At 59.2% G+C, this 19,460-nt stretch carries 16 protein-coding genes; 12 read left to right on the top strand and 4 right to left on the bottom strand.

The genetic code is table 11. The features are described from left to right. Positions 1–128: 128 nt before the first annotated feature. From groL to PSH88_RS12085, 3 genes are all read left to right on the top strand, one after another. A complete protein-coding gene (gene groL, locus PSH88_RS12095) occupies positions 129–1,745 on the top strand; it encodes a chaperonin GroEL (protein ID WP_305426391.1) in 1,617 nt (538 codons plus the stop codon). 130 nt (positions 1,746–1,875) lie between these two features. Then, entirely contained in the window at positions 1,876–3,699 is a 1,824-nt protein-coding gene (ftsH, locus tag PSH88_RS12090) for an ATP-dependent zinc metalloprotease FtsH (RefSeq protein ID WP_305426390.1), read from the top strand. A 55-nt stretch (positions 3,700–3,754) separates the two neighbouring features. Then, on the top strand, positions 3,755–4,180 hold the full coding sequence (locus tag PSH88_RS12085; RefSeq protein ID WP_019649457.1) for a potassium channel family protein: 426 nt from the start codon (positions 3,755–3,757) through the stop codon (positions 4,178–4,180). A gap of 16 nt (positions 4,181–4,196) precedes the next feature. Here PSH88_RS12085 and PSH88_RS12080 read toward each other — a convergent pair whose 3' ends face one another. Next, entirely contained in the window at positions 4,197–6,578 is a 2,382-nt protein-coding gene (locus PSH88_RS12080; RefSeq protein WP_305426389.1) for a phosphoketolase family protein, read from the bottom strand. A 217-nt stretch (positions 6,579–6,795) separates the two neighbouring features. On the opposite strand from PSH88_RS12080, the gene PSH88_RS12075 reads away from it, so the two are divergent. From PSH88_RS12075 to PSH88_RS12065, 3 genes are all read left to right on the top strand, one after another. Further along, positions 6,796–7,542: a cyclic nucleotide-binding domain-containing protein gene (locus PSH88_RS12075; protein ID WP_305426388.1), complete on the top strand. Its 747-nt coding sequence runs from the start codon at positions 6,796–6,798 to the stop codon at positions 7,540–7,542. Between the two features lie 33 nt (positions 7,543–7,575). Then, entirely contained in the window at positions 7,576–8,559 is a 984-nt protein-coding gene (locus PSH88_RS12070) for a zinc-dependent alcohol dehydrogenase family protein (RefSeq protein WP_305426387.1), read from the top strand. Between the two features lie 171 nt (positions 8,560–8,730). Beyond that, on the top strand, positions 8,731–10,551 hold the full coding sequence (locus tag PSH88_RS12065) for a DAHL domain-containing protein (RefSeq protein ID WP_305426386.1): 1,821 nt from the start codon (positions 8,731–8,733) through the stop codon (positions 10,549–10,551). Between the two features lie 59 nt (positions 10,552–10,610). Here the strand turns inward: PSH88_RS12065 and PSH88_RS12060 are convergent, their stop codons facing one another. Next, positions 10,611–11,429, bottom strand: coding sequence for an aldo/keto reductase (locus tag PSH88_RS12060; protein WP_305426385.1), 819 nt, complete (start codon positions 11,427–11,429; stop codon positions 10,611–10,613). 356 nt (positions 11,430–11,785) lie between these two features. Between PSH88_RS12060 and PSH88_RS12050 the strand changes: the two genes are divergently transcribed. The 6 genes from PSH88_RS12050 (at position 11,786) to PSH88_RS12025 (ending at position 17,408) form a co-directional block, all read left to right on the top strand. After that, positions 11,786–12,574, top strand: coding sequence for an alpha/beta hydrolase (locus PSH88_RS12050; protein WP_305426384.1), 789 nt, complete (start codon positions 11,786–11,788; stop codon positions 12,572–12,574). A 257-nt stretch (positions 12,575–12,831) separates the two neighbouring features. Continuing rightward, positions 12,832–13,809: an NAD-dependent epimerase/dehydratase family protein gene (locus tag PSH88_RS12045; protein WP_305426383.1), complete on the top strand. Its 978-nt coding sequence runs from the start codon at positions 12,832–12,834 to the stop codon at positions 13,807–13,809. A 46-nt stretch (positions 13,810–13,855) separates the two neighbouring features. Further along, positions 13,856–14,596, top strand: a complete 741-nt coding sequence (locus PSH88_RS12040) for a glycosyltransferase family 2 protein (RefSeq protein WP_305426382.1) — start codon at positions 13,856–13,858, stop codon at positions 14,594–14,596. After that, positions 14,593–14,871: a lipid-A-disaccharide synthase N-terminal domain-containing protein gene (locus PSH88_RS12035; protein ID WP_305426381.1), complete on the top strand. Its 279-nt coding sequence runs from the start codon at positions 14,593–14,595 to the stop codon at positions 14,869–14,871. The genes PSH88_RS12040 and PSH88_RS12035 overlap by 4 nt, the downstream gene beginning before the upstream one ends. A 3-nt stretch (positions 14,872–14,874) precedes the next feature. Next, positions 14,875–16,395 carry an ArnT family glycosyltransferase gene (locus tag PSH88_RS12030; RefSeq protein ID WP_305426380.1) on the top strand — a complete coding sequence of 507 codons (1,521 nt, stop codon included), beginning with the start codon at positions 14,875–14,877 and terminating at the stop codon, positions 16,393–16,395. Next, positions 16,392–17,408 (top strand): SdiA-regulated domain-containing protein, encoded by a 1,017-nt coding sequence (locus PSH88_RS12025; protein WP_305426978.1) that lies wholly within the window; start codon positions 16,392–16,394, stop codon positions 17,406–17,408. Before PSH88_RS12030 ends, PSH88_RS12025 begins: the two co-directional genes overlap by 4 nt. 56 nt (positions 17,409–17,464) lie before the next feature. Here the strand turns inward: PSH88_RS12025 and PSH88_RS12020 are convergent, their stop codons facing one another. Beyond that, on the bottom strand, positions 17,465–18,475 hold the full coding sequence (locus PSH88_RS12020) for a PDDEXK nuclease domain-containing protein (protein ID WP_305426379.1): 1,011 nt from the start codon (positions 18,473–18,475) through the stop codon (positions 17,465–17,467). Between the two features lie 167 nt (positions 18,476–18,642). Beyond that, positions 18,643–19,458: a YfaP family protein gene (locus tag PSH88_RS12015; protein ID WP_305426378.1), complete on the bottom strand. Its 816-nt coding sequence runs from the start codon at positions 19,456–19,458 to the stop codon at positions 18,643–18,645. Positions 19,459–19,460: the final 2 nt, after the last annotated feature.

Genomic DNA, 19,460 nt, shown 5'->3' with positions numbered 1-19,460 from the left:
GCGCCCGCATGCCTGCCGGTATCCGAATGGGGCGCGGCGATAGTGTGGCTTTGTTGATAAAAATCAACGCTGCACGTGCCATTTCATAGAAGCTGAAACGATGCAGAACTCTTCAGGAGAACAACCTGATGGCTCACACTAAAATCCTGTTTCGTGCTGGCGCTCGCGAGAAAATCCTTAGCGGAGCCACACAATTGGCGGATGCTGTCCGGGTGACCCTGGGACCGAAATCGAAATCGGTGTTGATCCAGAATAAATGGGGCAATCCGACGGTCTGCAACGATGGCGTGACAATAGCCAAACGCATCGACCTGCTGGACCCCGAGGAGAATCTGGGTGCGCAAATGCTGCGTCAGGCAGCGGAACGCACCGGTGAGGCCGTCGGGGACGGCACCAGCACTTCAACGGTTTTGGCCCATGCAATGCTGGCCGACGGCATCCGCAATGTCGTCGCCGGTGCCAGTGCGATCGACCTCAAACGCGGCATGGACCTGGGATTTTCTCTGGTCATGCAATCGCTGCTGGCGCAATCGCGCCCGGTCAGCACGCCCAAGGAAAAGGCCCAGGTGGCCACGCTTTCGGCCCATAACGACGCGGTCATCGGTCAACTGGTGGCCGACGCTCTGGAAAAGGTCGGCATTGAAGGTGTGGTCAGTGTCGAAGAGTCCAAGACCACCGAAACAGTGGTCGAGGTCATGGAAGGGATGCGCCTGGACCGTGGATATGTCTCGCCTTACTTCGTGACCGATACCGAGAAGATGCAGGCCGAACTCGACGATGCCTACCTGCTGCTCTGTGACCATAAGATCGGCGTGCTCAAAGACCTGCTGCCATTGCTGGAACTGATTGCCAAAAGCGGCCAGCCACTGGTCCTGATCGCCGACGACATCGAGGGTGAAGCGTTGACCACGTTGGTGGTCAACCAGATTCGGGGGGTATTGCGCGCGGTGGCGATCAAGGCGCCGGGCTTCGGTGATCGACGCAAGGAAATGCTTCAGGACATTGCCGTTCTGACCGGCGCAACCGTGATCTCCAGTGAGCTGGGCATCAACCTCGAACAGGTGGAGTTGAGCCAATTGGGGCGGGCTCATCGAGTCGTGGTGCAAAAAGACAGCACCGCGCTGATTGGCGGCGCAGGTACACGCGAGGCTATCGAGGCGCGCCTGCAACAGATCCGCGTGCAAATGGACAACACCACCAGCGATTACGACCGCGAAAAGCTTCAAGAACGCCTGGCCAGGCTGTCTGGCGGGGTGGCGGTGATTCGCGTCGGCGCACCTTCCGAAGCTGAAATGAAAGCGCGCAAGGATGCACTCGACGATGCGATTTCCGCGACCCGGGCGGCGATCGCCGAAGGCATTGTTCCAGGCGGCGGCCTGGCGCTGCTCAAGGCTGTGCCGATGATCGCCGCCGAGGAAGCCAGCCATGAGGGCGATGTCAAAACCGGCCTGCAGATTCTGCGTCGGGCTTTGGAAGCACCGGCCCGGTTCATCGCTGAAAACTCGGCGGTGGATGCCGGCGTGGTCATTGCCCGCATGCTCGCCGAACCGGGCAACGTGGGCTTCGATGCAGCGGCCAATAGTTATGTGGACATGTACGAAGCCGGCATCATCGACCCGACCAAGGTGGTGCGCATTGCCCTGGAAAATGCCGTGTCGGTCGCCAGTATCTTGCTGCTCACCGAGGCGACCATGACGGATATTCCGGAAAAGGAATCACCTGCCCAGCCACCGTTTCCTGAATGACCGACATCAGTGAGGTGATCTGTGTACATCATCCAGCGCCCTGCGCGAGGGAGAAGCTGAAGCAGGCTATCTTTATTAAACGGGTTGGCCGTTGGCTTACCGATACGCGTTCCCACTCTGAGCCTAGGCCATGAAAAAGAACGACCAGTGGAACCTGTCTTACTTGGCGATCGCGTTTATCGTCATGGGCCTCATGCAGGTTTTCTTTGTCGAGCGCCAGGCCGTGCAGCCCCTCCCCTACAGCCAGTTCATGCAATTGTTGAACGAGCAAAAAGTCAGTGATTTGCAGATCGACAAGGACCGGATCAGCGGCAAATTGGTGGAGCCCATCGACGGACGCGAACGGTTCTCCACGGTGCGGGTCGATCCGGGGCTGGCGACCGAACTCTCCCAATCGGGGGTCGGTTTTACTGGCACCAACCAAAATACCTTTATGAGCGGCCTGTTGGGCTGGTTGTTGCCGTTCATGCTGATCATGGTGTTCTGGCATTTCCTGTTTCGCGGGATGGCGGACAAGGGCCTAGGCGGGCTGATGAATGTCGGCAAATCCCGGGCCAAAGTGTTTGTCGAACGCGATACCGGAGTGACCTTCGCCGATGTCGCGGGCATCGACGAAGCCAAGGCCGAGCTGGTGGAAATCGTTTCGTTCCTCAAGGACAAAGCTCGATATGCACGCCTGGGCGCGCACATTCCCAAGGGCACCTTGCTGGTCGGCCCGCCAGGCACCGGCAAGACCCTGGTGGCCAAAGCCATCGCCGGTGAAGCCGGAGTGCCGTTTTTCTCGATTTCGGGGTCCGAATTTGTCGAGATGTTCGTCGGGGTCGGTGCGGCCCGGGTCCGCGACCTGTTCGAACAGGCACGCCAGGCATCACCCTGCATCATTTTCATCGATGAACTCGACGCGCTGGGCAAGATGCGTGGCGTCGGCGTGTTAGGCGGCAATGACGAAAAAGAACAGACCCTCAACCAGTTACTGGCCGAGCTGGACGGTTTCGACCCCCGTGAGGGCGTGGTGTTGCTGGCCGCGACCAACCGGCCGGAGGTCCTTGATCCGGCGCTATTGCGCGCCGGGCGCTTCGACCGGCAGATTCTGATCGACCGCCCCGATCGCAGAGGCCGGGAAGCGATCCTCAAGGTTCACCTCAAGAAAATCACCGTGGAACCCGGGCTCGATGGCGCACGTATCGCCGAAATCACCACCGGTTTCACCGGCGCCGACCTGGCCAACCTGGTGAACGAAGCAGCCATCGTCGCCACCCGCCGTGGCGCCGATGCCGTCAACCTGAATGACTTCACGGCCGCCGTAGAACGCCTGATCGCGGGGCTCGAACGCAAGAGCAACCTGCTCGATCCCGATGAACGCCGGGTGGTGGCCTATCACGAGATGGGACATGCCCTGGCCGCCAGCAGCCTGCCGGCCATGGACCCGGTGCATAAAGTCTCGATCGTGCCCCGGGCCATCGGTTCGCTGGGCTATACCTTGCAGCGACCGACCGAGGATCACTTTCTGATCAGTTGCCAGACGCTCAAGGACCGGATTGTCGTACTGATGGCCGGACGCGCCGCCGAGGACCTTGTCTACGGCCAAATCTCCACCGGGGCCGCCGACGATCTGGGCCGTGCGACCGATATCGCCCGGCAACTGATCACCCGCTTCGGCATGAGCCCCGAACTCGGCCAGTCGGTGCTGGAGAAGCAAACCCCAACGTACCTGGGAGATCGCATGGCCACGATGGGCGAAAAGGATTACTCGGAACAGACCGCTCGGGAAATCGACCTGGGTATTCGCGCCCTGCTGGATGAAGCCTACCAACGGGCCAAGGCGCTGCTCCAGAGTCGTCGGGCCGACCTGGACGAAGGTGCCCGCCTGTTGCTGGAAAAGGAAACCCTCACGCCCGAGGAGTTCCCGCCGCTGATGCCGTTCAAGCCCACCCCGGCATTACCAGCACCGTGACGCACCGATCAATCGCCCGGATACGGCTCCCTGCCCCCATCGCTGAAGGCCCATCATGTTTGCAGTCACGCTAATCAACACGTTGGTGGTGGTCATCACGGTAGTGATCCACTACGAATGCCTGCTGCGCCTGAACGATTGGCTGCCCAGGCTCAAACTCTGGAGCCGCTTTCGGATCGTCGTCGGGGTATTCGGCGCGATGGTGGCTCACGCGGTAGAAGTCTGGTGTTTCGCGCTGGTCTATTACCTGCTGATCCGCTCCGGTGAATGGGGCAGCCTGAGCGGCAATTTCGATGGCTCGTTCATGGACTGCGTGTACTTTTCCTTCACCACGTTCACCACCATCGGTTTCGGCGACATTTCACCCATGGGTAACCTCAAGTACCTGACCGGACTGGAGGCACTGACGGGGCTGGTGCTGATTTCCTGGACCGCCTCATTTCTGTTTCTGGAGATGCAGAAGTACTGGAAGAGCAAGTAACGCCCGGCGCCGCCCATCAGCCCTGATTGCCCGGCGCAGGCGTCCATTGCCACTGCATCACTTCGGGCATGTCCTGCCCGTGTTCGATGAGGTAAAGCTTGTGTTTCTCCATCGTCGCCCAGTAGCGCGCCCGGGCAGTCTGGAGTTGATCGTGCAGCCGGGGCACGCGCTCAATGACATCCAGGGCCAACTGATACCGATCCAGGTTATTGAGCACTGCCATGTCGAACGGTGTGGTGGTCGCCCCCTCGTCCTTGAAGCCGCGAACATGGAAGTTTTCATGATTGGTGCGCTTGTACAGCAGCCGGTGAATCAGCGCGGGGTAGCCGTGGAAGGCAAAGATCACCGGCCGGTCGACGGTAAACAACTCATCGAAAGCGCTGTCGGGCAAACCGTGGGGATGGTGGTACGACGGCTGCAGCACCATCAGGTCGACGACATTGACCACCCGCACCCGCAGATCCGGCACGTAGTCGCGCAGCAAAGTGACCGCAGCCAGGGTTTCCAGGGTCGGGACGTCGCCGGCACAGGCCATCACCACGTCCGGATCGCTGTCATCCCGGCAGGCCCAGTCCCAGCGTCCGATACCGGCCTGGCAATGACGAATGGCGGCATCGATGTCCAGCCACTGCCACTCCGGTTGCTTGCCGGCCACGATCACGTTGATGTAGTTGCGGCTCCTGAGGCAGTGATCGGCCACTGACAGCAGGCAATTGGCATCGGGGGGCAGGTAGATCCGAACCACGTCCGCCGTTTTGTTCGCCACCAGATCGATGAACCCCGGGTCCTGGTGGGAGAAGCCGTTATGGTCCTGGCGCCAGACATGGGAGGTCAGCACATAGTTGAGCGAGGCCACGGGTTTGCGCCATGGCACGTCGGCGGCGGTTTTCAGCAATTTGGCGTGCTGGTTGAACATCGAATCGACGATGTGGATGAACGCCTCATAACAGGAAAACACACCATGGCGGCCGGTCAGCAAATAACCTTCGAGCCAGCCTTCGCACACCTGTTCGCTCAGGATCTCCATGACCCGGCCATCGGTCGACAGATTGACATCATCAGGCCCCAGCGGCTCCATCCACACCTTGGCACTGACTTCATACACCGCATCCAGCCTGTTTGAGGCGGTTTCGTCCGGGCCGAACAGGCGAAAATTGCTCGACGTCAGATTGCATTTCATCACGTCGCGCAAAAACCGGCCCAGCACCCGCGTGGCCTCTGCCCGCAGGCCACCGGGCGCCTCGACGTTCACCGCATACTGGGTGAACCGTGGCAAATCCAGTGCGCGCAACAGCAGCCCGCCGTTGGCGTGGGGGTTGGCGCTCATTCGCCGATGGCCGGTGGGCGCCAACGCCGCGATCTCGGGTAACAGGGTGCCATTGGCATCAAACAATTCGTCGGGGCGGTAGCTGCTGAGCCATTCCTCCAGTTGCCGCAAATGCTGCGGCTGCTGGAAGTCGGCCAAGGGCACTTGATGCGCCCGCCAGGTGCCTTCGACCCGCTGGCCATCGACGAATGTCGGCCCCGTCCAGCCCTTGGGCGTGCGCAAGATCAGCATTGGCCACAGGGGTCGCTCCACTGCCCGGGCCGACGATCGTTGACGCGCGCCCCGCTGAATGTCGTGAATATCCTGCACGATGGTGTCCAGCGTTCTGGCCAGGGTTTGATGAACCTCTGTCGGGTCATCGCCTTCGACGAAATACGGATCGTAGCCATAGCCGTACATCAACGCCGACAACTCCTCCTCGCTGATGCTGGAGAGCACCGTCGGGTTGGCGATTTTGTACCCGTTCAAATGCAGAATCGGCAGCACAGCCCCGTCACGTGCCGGGTTGAGGAATTTGTTGGAATGCCAGCTGGCCGCCAGCGTCCCGGTTTCCGCCTCGCCGTCGCCAATCACACACGCCACGATCAGGTCCGGGTTGTCGAACGCGGCGCCATAGGCATGGGCCAGGCTGTAGCCCAGCTCGCCGCCTTCATGGATCGACCCCGGAATCTGTGCCGACACATGGCTGGAAATGCCATAAGGCCAGGAGAACTGCCGAAACAGTCGGGCCAGGCCATTGGTATTGCGCCCCACCGACGGGTTGAACTCGGTGTACGTGCCTTCCAGGTAGGTCTGCGCCACGACGGCCGGCCCGCCATGCCCGGGGCCGGCGATGAAGATCATGTTCAGGTCGTGGGTTGTGATCAGGCGATTGAGGTGCGTATAGATCAGGTTCAACCCTGGCGTCGTGCCCCAGTGTCCCAGTAACCGTGGCTTTACATGCGCCAGCGTCAGCGGCGCCTTCATCAGCGGGTTGTCCTTGAGGTAGATCTGCCCGACCGCCAGGTAATTGGACGCCCGCCAGTAGGCATCCAGCCCTTCCAGTTGCTCGGCACTCAGAAAATCGCTCATGACGTCCTCCACCAGGGCCTGGGGTAAACCGCAAGACATGCGTCGATTCTGGGTGTCTGCACCGCACAAGACTTGATTTACATCAAGCCTTGCGCGGTCCGCCCCCGGATGAACGGGGACACGCCTTTTCCCGCTCGTCTATTGAGCCTGGTTAAACACCTGATTGAAATGGCGATCCGAACTATGCTCTAAGCTCCTGTCAGGGGGAATTTTTGCGATGCCTGAAACCCGGCCGTATCAACATCATTATCTGAAAGCCGCGTGTGCCAATTGCAGCGTTCTGGAGTTGTGTCTGCCGATTGGCCTGACCAGCCACGAAGTCGAACGGCTGGATACCCTGATCATTCAGCGTGTAAAGGTTAAAAAAGGCGCCGCCCTGTACCGGGCCGGGGATCCATTGCGCTCGCTCTATGCGGTACGGATCGGTTCATTCAAGACCAGCATGCTGTCGGTCGACGGTCGTGAACAGGTCACCGGGTTTCAGATACCCGGCGAGATGCTCGGCCTGGACGCCATCAGCGACGATCGGCACACCTGCAGTGCCTTTGCCCTGGAGGACAGCGAAGTTTGCCCCTTCAACTTCGCCCAACTGGAGAAGCTCGCTCTGGAGCTGCCCTCGTTGCAACACAACATGAACAAGATCTTGAGCCGGGAAATCGTGCGTGAGCACAACCTGCTGATGATGATGGGCAACATGAACTCCGATGAACGCTTGGCGGCCTTCCTGCTGAACCTGTCGCAACGGTTGAGCATTCGGGGGTACTCGTCCCGAAACTTTGTACTGAAGATGCGTCGCGAAGAGATCGGCTCCTATCTGGGTCTGCGCCTGGAAACCATCTGTCGGGGCATCGCTCATCTGCGGGACTCGGAACTGGTCGAGATTTCCGGGCGCAACGTCAAAGTACTGAATCTGGACGGACTCAAGCAACTGGTCGCCGGCTGCCACCGGGAGCCGCCCCTCTGACGCCTTGCGGTGCATCGGTTTTGGAGATTAGTCATGCGCGCCATGGTTCTGCATGCCCCCGGCCAGCCGCTGCAACGGGAAGAACGCCCCGTGCCGCGGCCTGGCGCGCAGCAACTGTTGATCAAGGTGTTGGCCTGCGGCGTGTGCCGCACCGACCTGCATTTGGTGGACGGTGAATTGCCGCAAGCAGTGCTTCCGCGGGTGCCGGGCCATGAAATCGTCGGTGAAGTGAGCGCGGCAGGTGCCGACGTCGCGTCCGACTGGGTTGGCAAGCGCGTCGGGGTTCCCTGGCTCGGTTGGACCTGCGGTGAGTGCACGTTCTGCTGCTCGGGCCGGGAAAACCTCTGCGACCGGGCACAGTTCACCGGCTGTCATCTGGATGGCGGTTATGCCGACTACACAGTTGCCGACGCGCGCTTCTGTTTCCCCCTCCCGGACGCGCTCTCGGCCACCGAAGCCGCACCACTGCTGTGTGCCGGGCTGATCGGTTTTCGCGCCTTGCAAATGGCCAAAGGCGCGCGTCACCTGGGCCTCTATGGCTTCGGCGCGGCAGCGCATCTGGCGATTCAGGTGGCGCGGGGCCGAGGGCAACAGGTGTACGCCTTCACTCGACTGGGCGACAGCGAGGGCCAGGCCTATGCCCGGACTCTGGGAGCCGTGTGGGCAGGCCCTTCGGATCAGCCACCGCCGCACCCGCTCGACGCCAGCCTGATTTTCGCCCCCGTCGGTGCGCTAGTGCCGTTGGCGCTGGAAGCCACCGTCAAGGGCGGCTGTGTGATTTGCGCGGGCATCCACATGAGCGACATCCCCGGCTTCCCCTATCGACTGCTGTGGGGCGAACGCAGCGTCCGCTCGGTGGCGAACCTGACCCGCGAAGACGGCACCGCGTTTTTTGCAGAGCTGCACCATACGCCCGTGCACAGCGACGTCACTTGTTTTGCCCTGGACGATGCCAATCAGGCGCTGGCAAGCCTGAGGGCCGGTCAGGTCAAGGGGGCGATCGTGCTCGTCCCCTGACGCTCGACCCAGCCGTGCGGTGTTGTTTCCGGCACCGTTCGCCAACAACGCTAGGCTTACGGATGACGTGGCGATGACTCGTCATTTTGCAGGGAGCGCAAAAAATGGAATTAATTGACCATTGGCAGCCTCTCTCTCTCAGGACAACCTGTATCAGGGAGGAATGCCGCCATGCAGATTTCTAATCATTACAAATGGTCTGCCTTAGCCGCCATTGCACTGACCCTCTTCAGCGTACTGATATTTTTGCTGATCAAATCCTACTCGTACGACACATCGGCCTACTTCGAGTCGCGCGACTTCGTGCGTCAACTCAAGCAGTACGATGCCAACTGGAGCGTGAAGCTCCTGCGGGCCAAAATCGGCATGAACAACAACCTGCTGCTGGTGGCACCTCCTGAAGCGGAAGAGCGCTGGGCGCAACTCGATAGCCTCAACGCGGTCGGCCCGCTGTCGACCCTTTGGCACACCCGACGCCAGGGGTATCTGGAGGCGGTAGAAAACAAAACCCGGCTGGTTGAGCAATTCAAACAACACAACATGGCCTTGCGAACAGCATTCGAGGCTCTGCCTGCGCTGGAAGATGCGATTCGGGTGTTGCTGGAAGACACCAATGACAAACGCCCGTTGGTGGACGCTCGGGCGGCCTCAGTGGTGTTCGATCTTACCTTGGACACCCTTGAATACTCCCTCTATGTCACCACCGAAAGGGCTGAGGAAATCTCCGGGCACCTGAAATACCTGAATGAATACATCAGTCAACTACCGCCTGAACGGCGCCCGCCTTTTACTGCCTTTCTAGACGCTGTGAATGCCATTGTGCGAGAGCAGCCCATCGTCAATGACCTGGTTGAGCGCATCAGTGTGATTCCGGTCGGACGGCAGTTGGACGGCATCAACGAATTATTGAACGAGAAACAACGGCGCACAGGCGCGACAGACCGCCAATATCATCTTTACCTGGGAATATGCGCCGGCATTATGGCGCTGCTGCTGTTGTATCTGGCCGCCCGCCTGATACGCAGTTATGCCCTGATCAACAAGATGAACAATGAGTTGCAAACGGCAAACGAACGGCTGGAACAACGCGTAGAAGAACGCACCCACGAACTGCTGGAAGCCGAGCGCGAACTGGTCGAAGCCGCGCGGATGGCCGGCATGGCGGAGATCGCGACCAATGTGTTGCACAACGTCGGCAATGTGCTGAACAGCGTTAACGTCTCGGCAGACTTGATCACCCGCAAATTGGCGGCCAGCAAAACCCTTGGCTTGGGTAAAGCGGTGAACATGATGAACGAGCATGCCGAAGACCTGGGGCAGTTCATCACGCTCGACGAAAAAGGAAAATTGCTACCCCTTTACCTCAATCAATTGGTCGACTCCATCGCGGCCGAGCAATCGAGCATCGTTGACGAACTGTCGCAACTCACCAAAAGCATCGATCACATCAAGGACATCGTGTCCACGCAACAGGCCTATGCCGGCGCCGCCAGATTGGTCGAGCCGTTGAACATCGTTGATCTGTTCGAGGATGCGTTACGCATGAATTCCGGCGCGTTGAGTCGGCACCATGTCGTCGTCACCAAGGACTACCAGGACACGCCGACGATCATTGGCGACAAACACCGACTGCTGTTAATCCTGATCAACCTGATCAGCAATGCCAAATATGCAATGTCCAAGGTCAGCGACCGTCAGCGTCATATGACGCTGGGCGTCAAGATTATCGATAACGCAACGCTGCGCCTCAGCGTAGAGGATCAGGGCGAAGGAATCGCTGCCGAGAACTTGACCCGCATCTTTAATCACGGCTTCACCACCCGCAAGGAAGGTCATGGTTTTGGCCTGCACAGTTGCGCGCTCGCGGCGGTAGAGATGAACGGGCATCTTCGCGTCCATAGCGATGGACCGGGTCACGGGGCGGTTTTCACCCTGGAGATACCGCTGGAGACAGCCGACGCATTGCCGACCGCTGGAATGTCAGTCAGTTAAGCCCGCTCCCACAGGGATTGTGGCTTTACTCACTATCATTAGTCGCCCCGCCAACACGACTAACCCATCAGAGCCATCAGCTGTTGACGCTGCGCATCCGTGAGCATCGGGCCGAAACCGGCACCGGCATTTTCCGCCATGTAGCGCGGGTTGCTGGTGCCGGGGATGACGCAAGTCACCGCCGGATGAGCCAGCAGGAACTTGAGCGCCAGTTGCGCCCAGCTATTGACCCCCACTTGCGCGGCCCATCCCGGCAGCGGTTTGCCTTTCAATCGAGCAAGCAAGCCACCGCCGCCGAAAGGCCGATTGCAGATCACCGCTACGCCACGTTCGCGACACAGGGGCAGGATTCGTTTCTCGACGCCGCGGTCGTCCAGGGCATAGTTGATCTGCAAAAAGTCCAGCGGCTCGGCTTTCAACACGGCTTCCACTTCGTCGTAGGCCGACGCCGTGTAATGGGTGATGCCGATGTAGCGGATGCGCCCTTCCGCCTTCCATTGGCGCAGGGTGGGCAGGTGGGTTTTCCAGTCCAGCAGGTTGTGAATCTGCATCAGATCGATGCGGTCGGTCTGCAACAGCTTGAACGACTGCTCCATCTGCGCGATGCCTTCTTCGCGACCCTGGGTCCAGACTTTGGTGGCCAGAAACGCAGGCGAACGAGGCCGATGAATCGACAGCAATTCGCCGGTCGTCTGCTCGGCGCGACCGTACATGGGCGAGCTGTCGATTACCGTCCCGCCCTTCTCGAACAACGCTCTGAGCACAGCGGGTAACTGCTTGTAGGCATCGTCGGAAGGCGCGACATCAAAGCCGCGATAGGTGCCCAACCCGACCATGGGTAACGGCTCGTTGCTGGAAGGAATGGCTCGGGTCAGCATGTTCTTGCCTCCTGTTTCCGTCGATGGCACCGATGTAGCAAAGGCCGGATCGAAGGTGAAGACCGCCGAAACACCGGCAGCCAACGTGAGTATTTTTCTGCGGCTGAAAACAATCATAGGCAAAGACCAATGCCAGTCAGTGAAGGGGCGGAACCTGTGGGAGCGAGCCTGCTCGCGAAGAGGAAGTGTCAGTCGACATTAGTGCTGCCTGACACACCGCATTCGCGAGCAGGCTCGCTCCCACAGGGGTTGCGCTTAACTGACTGGCATTGGGCACCTCTCCTGTACAGCTGAAATTGCTGAACTACACTCTGACGGCACTCAAGCAATAGCTGTCTCAAGGCCCAAAGCAGTCAATGTCGTCCACTAAACTTAGCCGAATGTTGCGAACCCTGGTGTCTCTCTTCGCTTTCATTGCAATTGCGTACCTGGTGCTCTGCGCCGCGCTGTTCGTATTTCAACGCACCCTGATCTACTACCCGCAACCACGCGCTATCGACGCACCCGAAACGCTGCTGACGCTGCAAGTCGCCGATGCACAAGTGCTGGTGACCGTCAGGCCGCACGACGGCCCGAAGGCGTTGATCTACTTTGGTGGCAATGCCGAGGACGTTTCCCGCAGCCTGCCCGGGTTTTCGCAGGCCTTTGCCGATCATGCGATCTACTTGCTGCATTACCGAGGCTACGGTGGCAGCTCCGGGTCGCCGTCCGAGGAGGCGATTCAGCAAGATGCCATGACCTTGTTCGACATGGTCTACAACACCCATCCTTCCATCGCCGTGGTCGGGCGCAGCCTGGGTTCGGGCGTTGCCGTGCGCCTGGCCAGCCAACGCCCGGCGTCGCGGCTGATCCTGATCACGCCCTACAACAGCCTTGAAGACCTCGCCGCCCGCCAGTTCCGCTGGTTCCCGGTGAAGTGGCTGCTTCAGGACAAATTTGAATCCTGGAAATACGCCGCTCACATCACCGTACCAACACTGTTTGTCGTCGCCGAGCACGACGAAGTCATACCGCGCTCAAGCACGGAAAAGCTCTACACGAATTTCGCCAAGGGCGTGGCCTCTATGCAGGTGATACCGGGCACGGGCCACAATTCGATATCCGAGAGCCCGCAGTACCTCAAGCTGCTGGGTTCCACGTTGTGAGGGCCGGTAGCACGGTCACAAAAACGACATGATTGCTTAACGTTTTTTTTACAACTCCGCAGGCACGTTATGCGTGGCTGCGGGCGCTACTGCTCATGATGAACGCCGCGCAGACTTTTGGCAGGGCAATGGATCAAGAGGCATGGAGCCAACGGTGGTATCGACCCAAACACATACGCTGATCAGCACTCAGGGGTGATTGTCATGCAAAGGCCTTTGCGCAGGGCAGGGATTAGTCGCGTACAGGCGCGAGCCTCATGACGGTTCTGGTCACGGGCGCCGCCGGTTTCATCGGGTATCACACCGTCAAGCGTTTGTGTCGGGAAGGCCTTGAAGTGGTCGGTATCGACAATCTCAACGACTACTACAGCGTGGAACTCAAGCACGCACGGCTCAAGGTATTGGAATCCTTGCCGGGCTTTCGTTTCCAGACCCTGGACATCGTCGACAAACCGGCCTTGATGGCGTTGTTCCAAGACCATGCTTTCACCGAGGTTGTGCACTTGGCGGCCCAGCCGGGCGTTCGCTATTCACTGGACACCCCGGATGTCTATGCGCAGTCGAATCTGGTGGGTTTTCTGAATGTGCTGGAAGCCTGTCGGCACCATCGCCCCGCGCATTTGATCTACGCCTCGAGCAGCTCGGTGTATGGCTCCAACAGCAAAATGCCGTTCAGCGTCGAAGACAGCGTCGATCATCCCATTTCGCTGTATGCCGCCACTAAACGAGCCAATGAATTGTTGGCGCACAGCTACTGCCACCTCTATGGCCTGAAGGCCAGCGGCCTGCGCTTTTTCACCGTTTTCGGTCCTTGGGGTCGCCCCGACATGGCGTTGTTCAAGTTTACCGAGGCGATCATCAAAGGCTTGCCGATCGACATCTATAACCATGGCCAGATGTCGCGCGACTTCACTTACATCGACGACATCGTCGAAAGCATCGCTCGCCTGCGCTCAAAACCACCGGTGCCGAACGGGCCAGAGGATGGCGTAAACCGCATCTTCAACATAGGCCGTGGCCAACCGGTACCGCTGCTGGAATTCGTCGACTGCCTGGAAACGGCATTGGGCATCAAGGCCCGGCGCAACTTTCTGCCGCTACAGGCGGGCGATGTGGTCAAGACCTGGGCCGATGTTTCGGCACTGGCCGAATGGGTCGACTTCCGCCCTCAGGTAACGGTTGAAACAGGCGTGGCGGAATTTGTGAAGTGGTATCGCCATTTCTATCAGATATGAAACGTAAGCCCTTGATAATAAAAAACCGAGGAGCAAGGGGGACTCTATGAGCCAAGACATTTTTGTATCTGTATTGATTCCAGCAAAAAACGAAGCGAACAACCTCAAACCTTTACTTGAGGAAATCCACACCGCGTTAGCCGGTGAGGCTTACGAAATCATTGTCGTGGACGATGGCAGTACCGATTCCACCTTGCATGAACTGCGGCAGATCAAAAACAACGGCCTGAGCGCATTGCGCATCCTGCGTCATGAGCGTTCGCTGGGGCAAAGCACTTCGCTCTACCATGCGGCGCTCGCGGCTCAAGGGCAATGGCTGGCGACACTCGATGGCGACGGTCAAAACGATCCCGCGGACATCCCCGGGATGTTGGCGCTGGTGCGCGGTGAACAGGGTCTGGTCGACGTTCAGTTGGTGGCCGGGCACCGGGTCAACCGCCGCGATACCGCGAGCAAGCGCTGGGCCTCGCGTTTTGCCAATGGTCTGCGCAGCCGCCTGCTCAAGGACGCCACGCCGGACACCGGCTGCGGACTGAAACTGATCGAGCGTGCGGCGTTTCTGCGCTTGCCGTACTTCGACCATATGCATCGGTTCATTCCTGCGCTGATCCAGCGTCACAACGGCCGCATGATCGTCCATCCGGTCAATCACCGCCCCCGCACGGCCGGGGTGTCCAAATACGGCAACATCGACCGCGCCCTGGTGGGCATTCTCGACCTGTTCGGCGTTTGGTGGCTGATCAAGCGTACGCGGTTGAACACCAATGCACAGGAGATCGAAGGATGAACCTCTCCCGCGAAACCCTGTGGCTGATGATCGGCTTCAGTGGCCAGATCGCCTTTACCGGTCGCTTCGTCTTGCAATGGCTGTACAGCGAATACAAGAAACGCAGCGTGATCCCGGTGAGCTTCTGGTACCTGAGCATCGTCGGCAGCACCCTGCTGTTCGCTTACGCCATTTACCGGCAAGACCCGGTCTTCATTGTCGGTCAGGCGTTTGGCTCCATCGTCTATTTGCGCAACTTGCAGTTGATTGCCCGCAGCAGACATTTAAAGGACTGAGCCATGCGCAAAAGCCTGTCGCCCGGGATCGAATGCCTGGGTCTGATGCTGCTTGCCCTACTGTTGATCGGCGCCGGGCTAGGGCTGCGTCAACCGCAGAATGTGGACGAGGAACGCTTCCTCGGCGTGGCCCTGGAAATGCTGCACAACGGCGCGTGGCTCATCCCTCACCGCGCCGCGGAAATATACGGCGATAAGCCGCCGATCTTTATGTGGACGGTGGCGTTCTTCGCGTGGCTCACCGGCCTGCCCGCCCTCGCCCTTTACATTCCGGGGCTTTTGTCGGCCGCGACGGTCACGGCCATGGTCTACGATCTGGGCCGCAGGCTATGGAATCAGCGCATCGGTCGGACGGCGGCGCTCTTGTACCTGGCCACGTATCAGACTTACAGCATCTTGCGTACCGGGCAGATCGACAGCTTTTTGATTCTGTTCACATCGCTGGGCTTGTACGGGTTGGCGCGACATCTGCTGCTTGGGCCGGCGTGGCGCTGGTTCTATGTGGGCTGCGCCGCCATGGGCATTGGCGTGATCACCAAAGGGGTCGGCTTCGTTCCGGTCCTGATGCTGATTCCATATGCCTATGCGGTGCGCAAAAACTGGCCCGGCGTGGTAGCCATGCCGGGCGAGGCGCGCAAGTGGTTCCTGGGCTTCTTGGTCGCCCTCGGCGCCATCGCAATCTGGCTGCTGCCCCTGGCGCTTTCCATTGTGCTCAATGGCACTGCGGATGAAATCGCCTATGCGCGAGAAATCCTGCTGCGCCAGACAGCCGCACGCTATGCCGCCGCGTGGGACCACCGCGAACCGTTCTGGTATTTCTTCGTCAACGTCATCCCGCAATACTGGTTGCCATTGGTGCTGGCCCTGCCGTGGCTGGTGCCAGCCTGGCGCCGGCAACTGCGCAAACACGACGGTCGAGTGCTGGTACTGCTGGGCTGGGTTGTGTTGGTGGTGCTGTTCTTCTGCTTGAGCAGCGGCAAACGCAAGTTGTACATCTATCCGGCGCTGCCAGGGCTGGTGCTGGCGGCAGCGCCGCTGATGCCATGGCTGCTCAAGCGCTGGTTCGGCAAACGCCCGCGTGGTCGGCGAGTATTCCAGGCGCTGGTGGTGACCTGGTTTGTCCTGTGGTTTGCCCGCGGCTTCATCGAGCCGATCAAGGACGGTCGCAATCCCCACGAAGCGATCATGACGCAGGCAGCGACCATGACCCACGGCGCCGACCTGGTGTTGGTTAACTGGCGCGAGGGCCACTGGTTATATGCCCGACAGCCGATCGTGCATTTCGGCGTCAGAAACTCCTCGGTCGAACAGGCAGCGCAGTGGCTGCGCGACCACCGTGAGGCGTACGCCTTGGTCCCAGGCGCAGTGTTAAGCCAGTGTTTCAATCCTGAAGCTGCCCATGCGCTGGGCGAAACGTCTCGTGCGCGGTGGTCGATTGTAGGTGCCGATGCCGACAACGGTCGTTGCCATCCCGGACAGCCGCCCAAGGTCTATCGCTTCAGCTGGGACAAAGAAAAGTCATGAGCAAGAGATGGAAAACAGGAATATTTTTCATTGTTGTACTGCTCGGCGCCTATGCGGTTTCCGCACATTTCATGGTCCACCGGCAGCTGTATGCGCACTGGCAAAACCGCTGGCATGGCAATCAGGCGCCCGACAAAAATATCTGGCTGCCGGATTATAAAGCCGTGATCCAGGCCAAGCCTGTTGCGAGCGTCACCGATTTGTCCGGCATCACCTATGACCCGGACCGGGATCGTCTGCTGGGGATCACCAATAGTTCTTCCATGGAGATTGTCGCGCTGAGTCGTAACGGCGATCTGCTTGAACGTTATCCGCTGATCGGGTTCCAGGACACCGAAGGTATTGCTTACTTGGGTAATGGGCGAGTGGTGATCGCCGATGAAGTGTTGCAGCGACTGTATGTCCTCACCTTGCCGGCCAGCGCCGGCCCCATTCAGGTGGAAAATGCCCAGTTTGTCGCCATCGAAATCAACCTGAGCGAACACAACAAGGGCTTTGAAGGCGTGGCCTATGATGCGGCCAATGATCGCATTTTTGCGATCAAGGAACGTGATCCGCGCCAACTGTATTCGGTCACCGGCATGCTGGCTTCCATTGACGGCTCGTTGCAGGTGCGCATCAAGGACTTGACGAGCTGGATCGACCGCAGCGTCTTCGGCATGGATCTTTCCGAGGGCTACTACGATTCAAGGACCGGTCACTTGCTGGTACTGAGCGAGCAGTCTTCCAACCTGACCGAACTCGACCAGGACGGTAACTTCGTCAGCATCCGTTCCCTGCTCCACCTGACGGATGATCTCGAAAAAACCATACCGCAAGCCGAAGGCATGACCATGGACGCCGACGGCGAGCTTTACGTTGTGAGTGAGCCCAATCTGTTTTATCGGTTCACTAAATCGAAGACGGCTGTGGCAGAGAGTCAGCCGAAGCGTGAATGGGTTTTGTGTTGGATGGGCCGGCCTCTTCGCGAGCAAGCCCGCTTGTGTCTTGCGCAGGAATTAGACTGGGGGTGAGAGCGGGCTTGCTCGCGAAGAGGCCCCCAAGAACCCCCTCAAACATAACCGCTGGTTTACTCGTCAGCATTCAGCGCATAAAACTCATGCAACTTGGCCTGCAACAGTTTCTTGTCAGGCAGCTGAGTCTGATATTCCGCGATCAATGCTGGCGAAAGCGAACGGTTCAGGGCGTACTCGACGACTTCGTCGTCTTTGCTGGCGCACAACAAGACACCAAGCGCCGGGTTTTCATGGGGTTTGCGGACATCGCGATCCAAAGCCTCAAGGTAGAAGTCCAGCTTGCCGAGGTATTCTGGCTCGAAGCGTCCGACCTTGAGCTCAATCGCCACCAGGCAATTGAGTCCACGATGGAAGAAGAGCAGATCCAACGCAAAGTCGCGGCCACCAACCTGCAATGGATACTGCGAACCGACGAAACAAAAGTCACGCCCCAGCTCGATCAGAAAATCCCTGAGCCTGCGCAGTAACCCGCCATGTAAATCGGCCTCGACATGACCTTGCGCCAAGTCGAGAAATTCGACCATGTAGGTGTCCTTGAACACACTCAAGGCTTCGGGATGCGTTTGCCTCATCAACGGCGAGACTTTTGCGGGGTTGATGACGCTACGCTCAAACAGAGCGCCTTTGAACTGGCGTTCAAGCTCCCGGCTCGACCACTTCTCCTGAATCGCCATGCGCAGGTAGAACTCGCGTTCTTCCGGATGTTTGCTTTGGTTGAGAATGATCAGGTTTTGGGTCCAGGGCAATTGTCGCAGCAGTGCTGCGACAATTGGGTCATGCCTGTATGCCTCGTAAAACTTGCGCATGCGAAAGAGATTAGCTCTGGTAAAACCACGCAATCCCGGCTGAGTATGAGCGAGGTGAGTAGCCAATTGAGCGACCACTCCATCCCCCCACTCCGCCGCTTCGATCTTCCGACTGATGTAAGCCCCGACCTGCCAGTGCAGTTCAATCAACTCGGTATTGACTGCCTGCACCGCTCGCTGCCGGGCAGTGATGATCAGTTGCGTGATTTCGTTAAAGCTTGCACTAACGGACGGTGCAGTAGCGCTGAGGTCATTCACGTGAAGGCGTTCCTGTTTAGTAGACGACCTTCTCTAGTACTCCTCACCTTGAAACAATAAAAATCACGAAGTGTTTCGGCGTGAAACAGTGCCACTGTGATCACGGTATTGGGCAGCAACCTGCTGCCCAATTCAATCGTGTCAGCACTGCCGTCACAATGCCCCCCTCACGGATAACTAAACCCCTTAACCAACGTCAACTCCCCCACCGCCCGCATCGGCACCAGGAACGTTTCCATCTTTTCGTTCGGTGTCCCCTCTTCCGTAATCACCGTGATGTGCGCAGTGGTCAGCGGCTGCTGTGCCTCTTCCTGCCCTTCATCATCACTGCGATACCCGCCACCGTAGTAGTTCACGTACACCAGGTATTGCCCCTTGATCGGCGCCGGCATGGCGAAGATTTCGGGGCCGTAGCCGGTGGTGACGTCGACGTCGAGTGCGCCGCCGTTGGCCGCGACGCGGTCGCCGTACCAGATGTGGCCGCCGTCAGGCGTGACGACATGCAGGTCGAGGTCGGTGCCGTCGCTGTCCCAGGCCAGTAATACCCGCAACTTGGCCGGGGTGGCGCCGCCGCTGGTGTTGAGGAACTGGGTGCGGTGGCGTTGTTGACCATCGGGGCTGCGGACTTCAACGCTGTTGCTGCCGTTGGGGAATGAGAACGGGCGATCGTAGCGGCCGGCGGGGTCGATTTTCAGCGGCATGCTGACGCCGTTGACGATCAGCTTGCCGGGTTCATTGCCCTTCGGGGCGGATTTGATCTGGCCGGTGATGCGAGCGGTATTGGCCTGCCCCACCGGCGTGTTGACCGAGGACGCCGGGTAATTAACCGTCTGACGAAAGTTTTCGCCTTCGCCTTCGGGCGCACCCGTGCGCCAGCCGCCGACGGGCGTGTCGAGTTTGACCGCGCTATCGGCGGCGAACGTGGTCGGCCATACGCAAAAAGAACAAAGGAACAGGAGGACCTGTGGGTAACGGAGTTTCATGG

Origin of the sequence: Pseudomonas wuhanensis (assembly GCF_030687395.1) — a bacterium.
Taxonomy (GTDB): domain Bacteria; phylum Pseudomonadota; class Gammaproteobacteria; order Pseudomonadales; family Pseudomonadaceae; genus Aquipseudomonas; species Aquipseudomonas wuhanensis.
The sequence above is the reverse complement of the archived record's forward strand: the minus strand, read 5'-3'. Positions and strand labels throughout refer to the sequence as shown.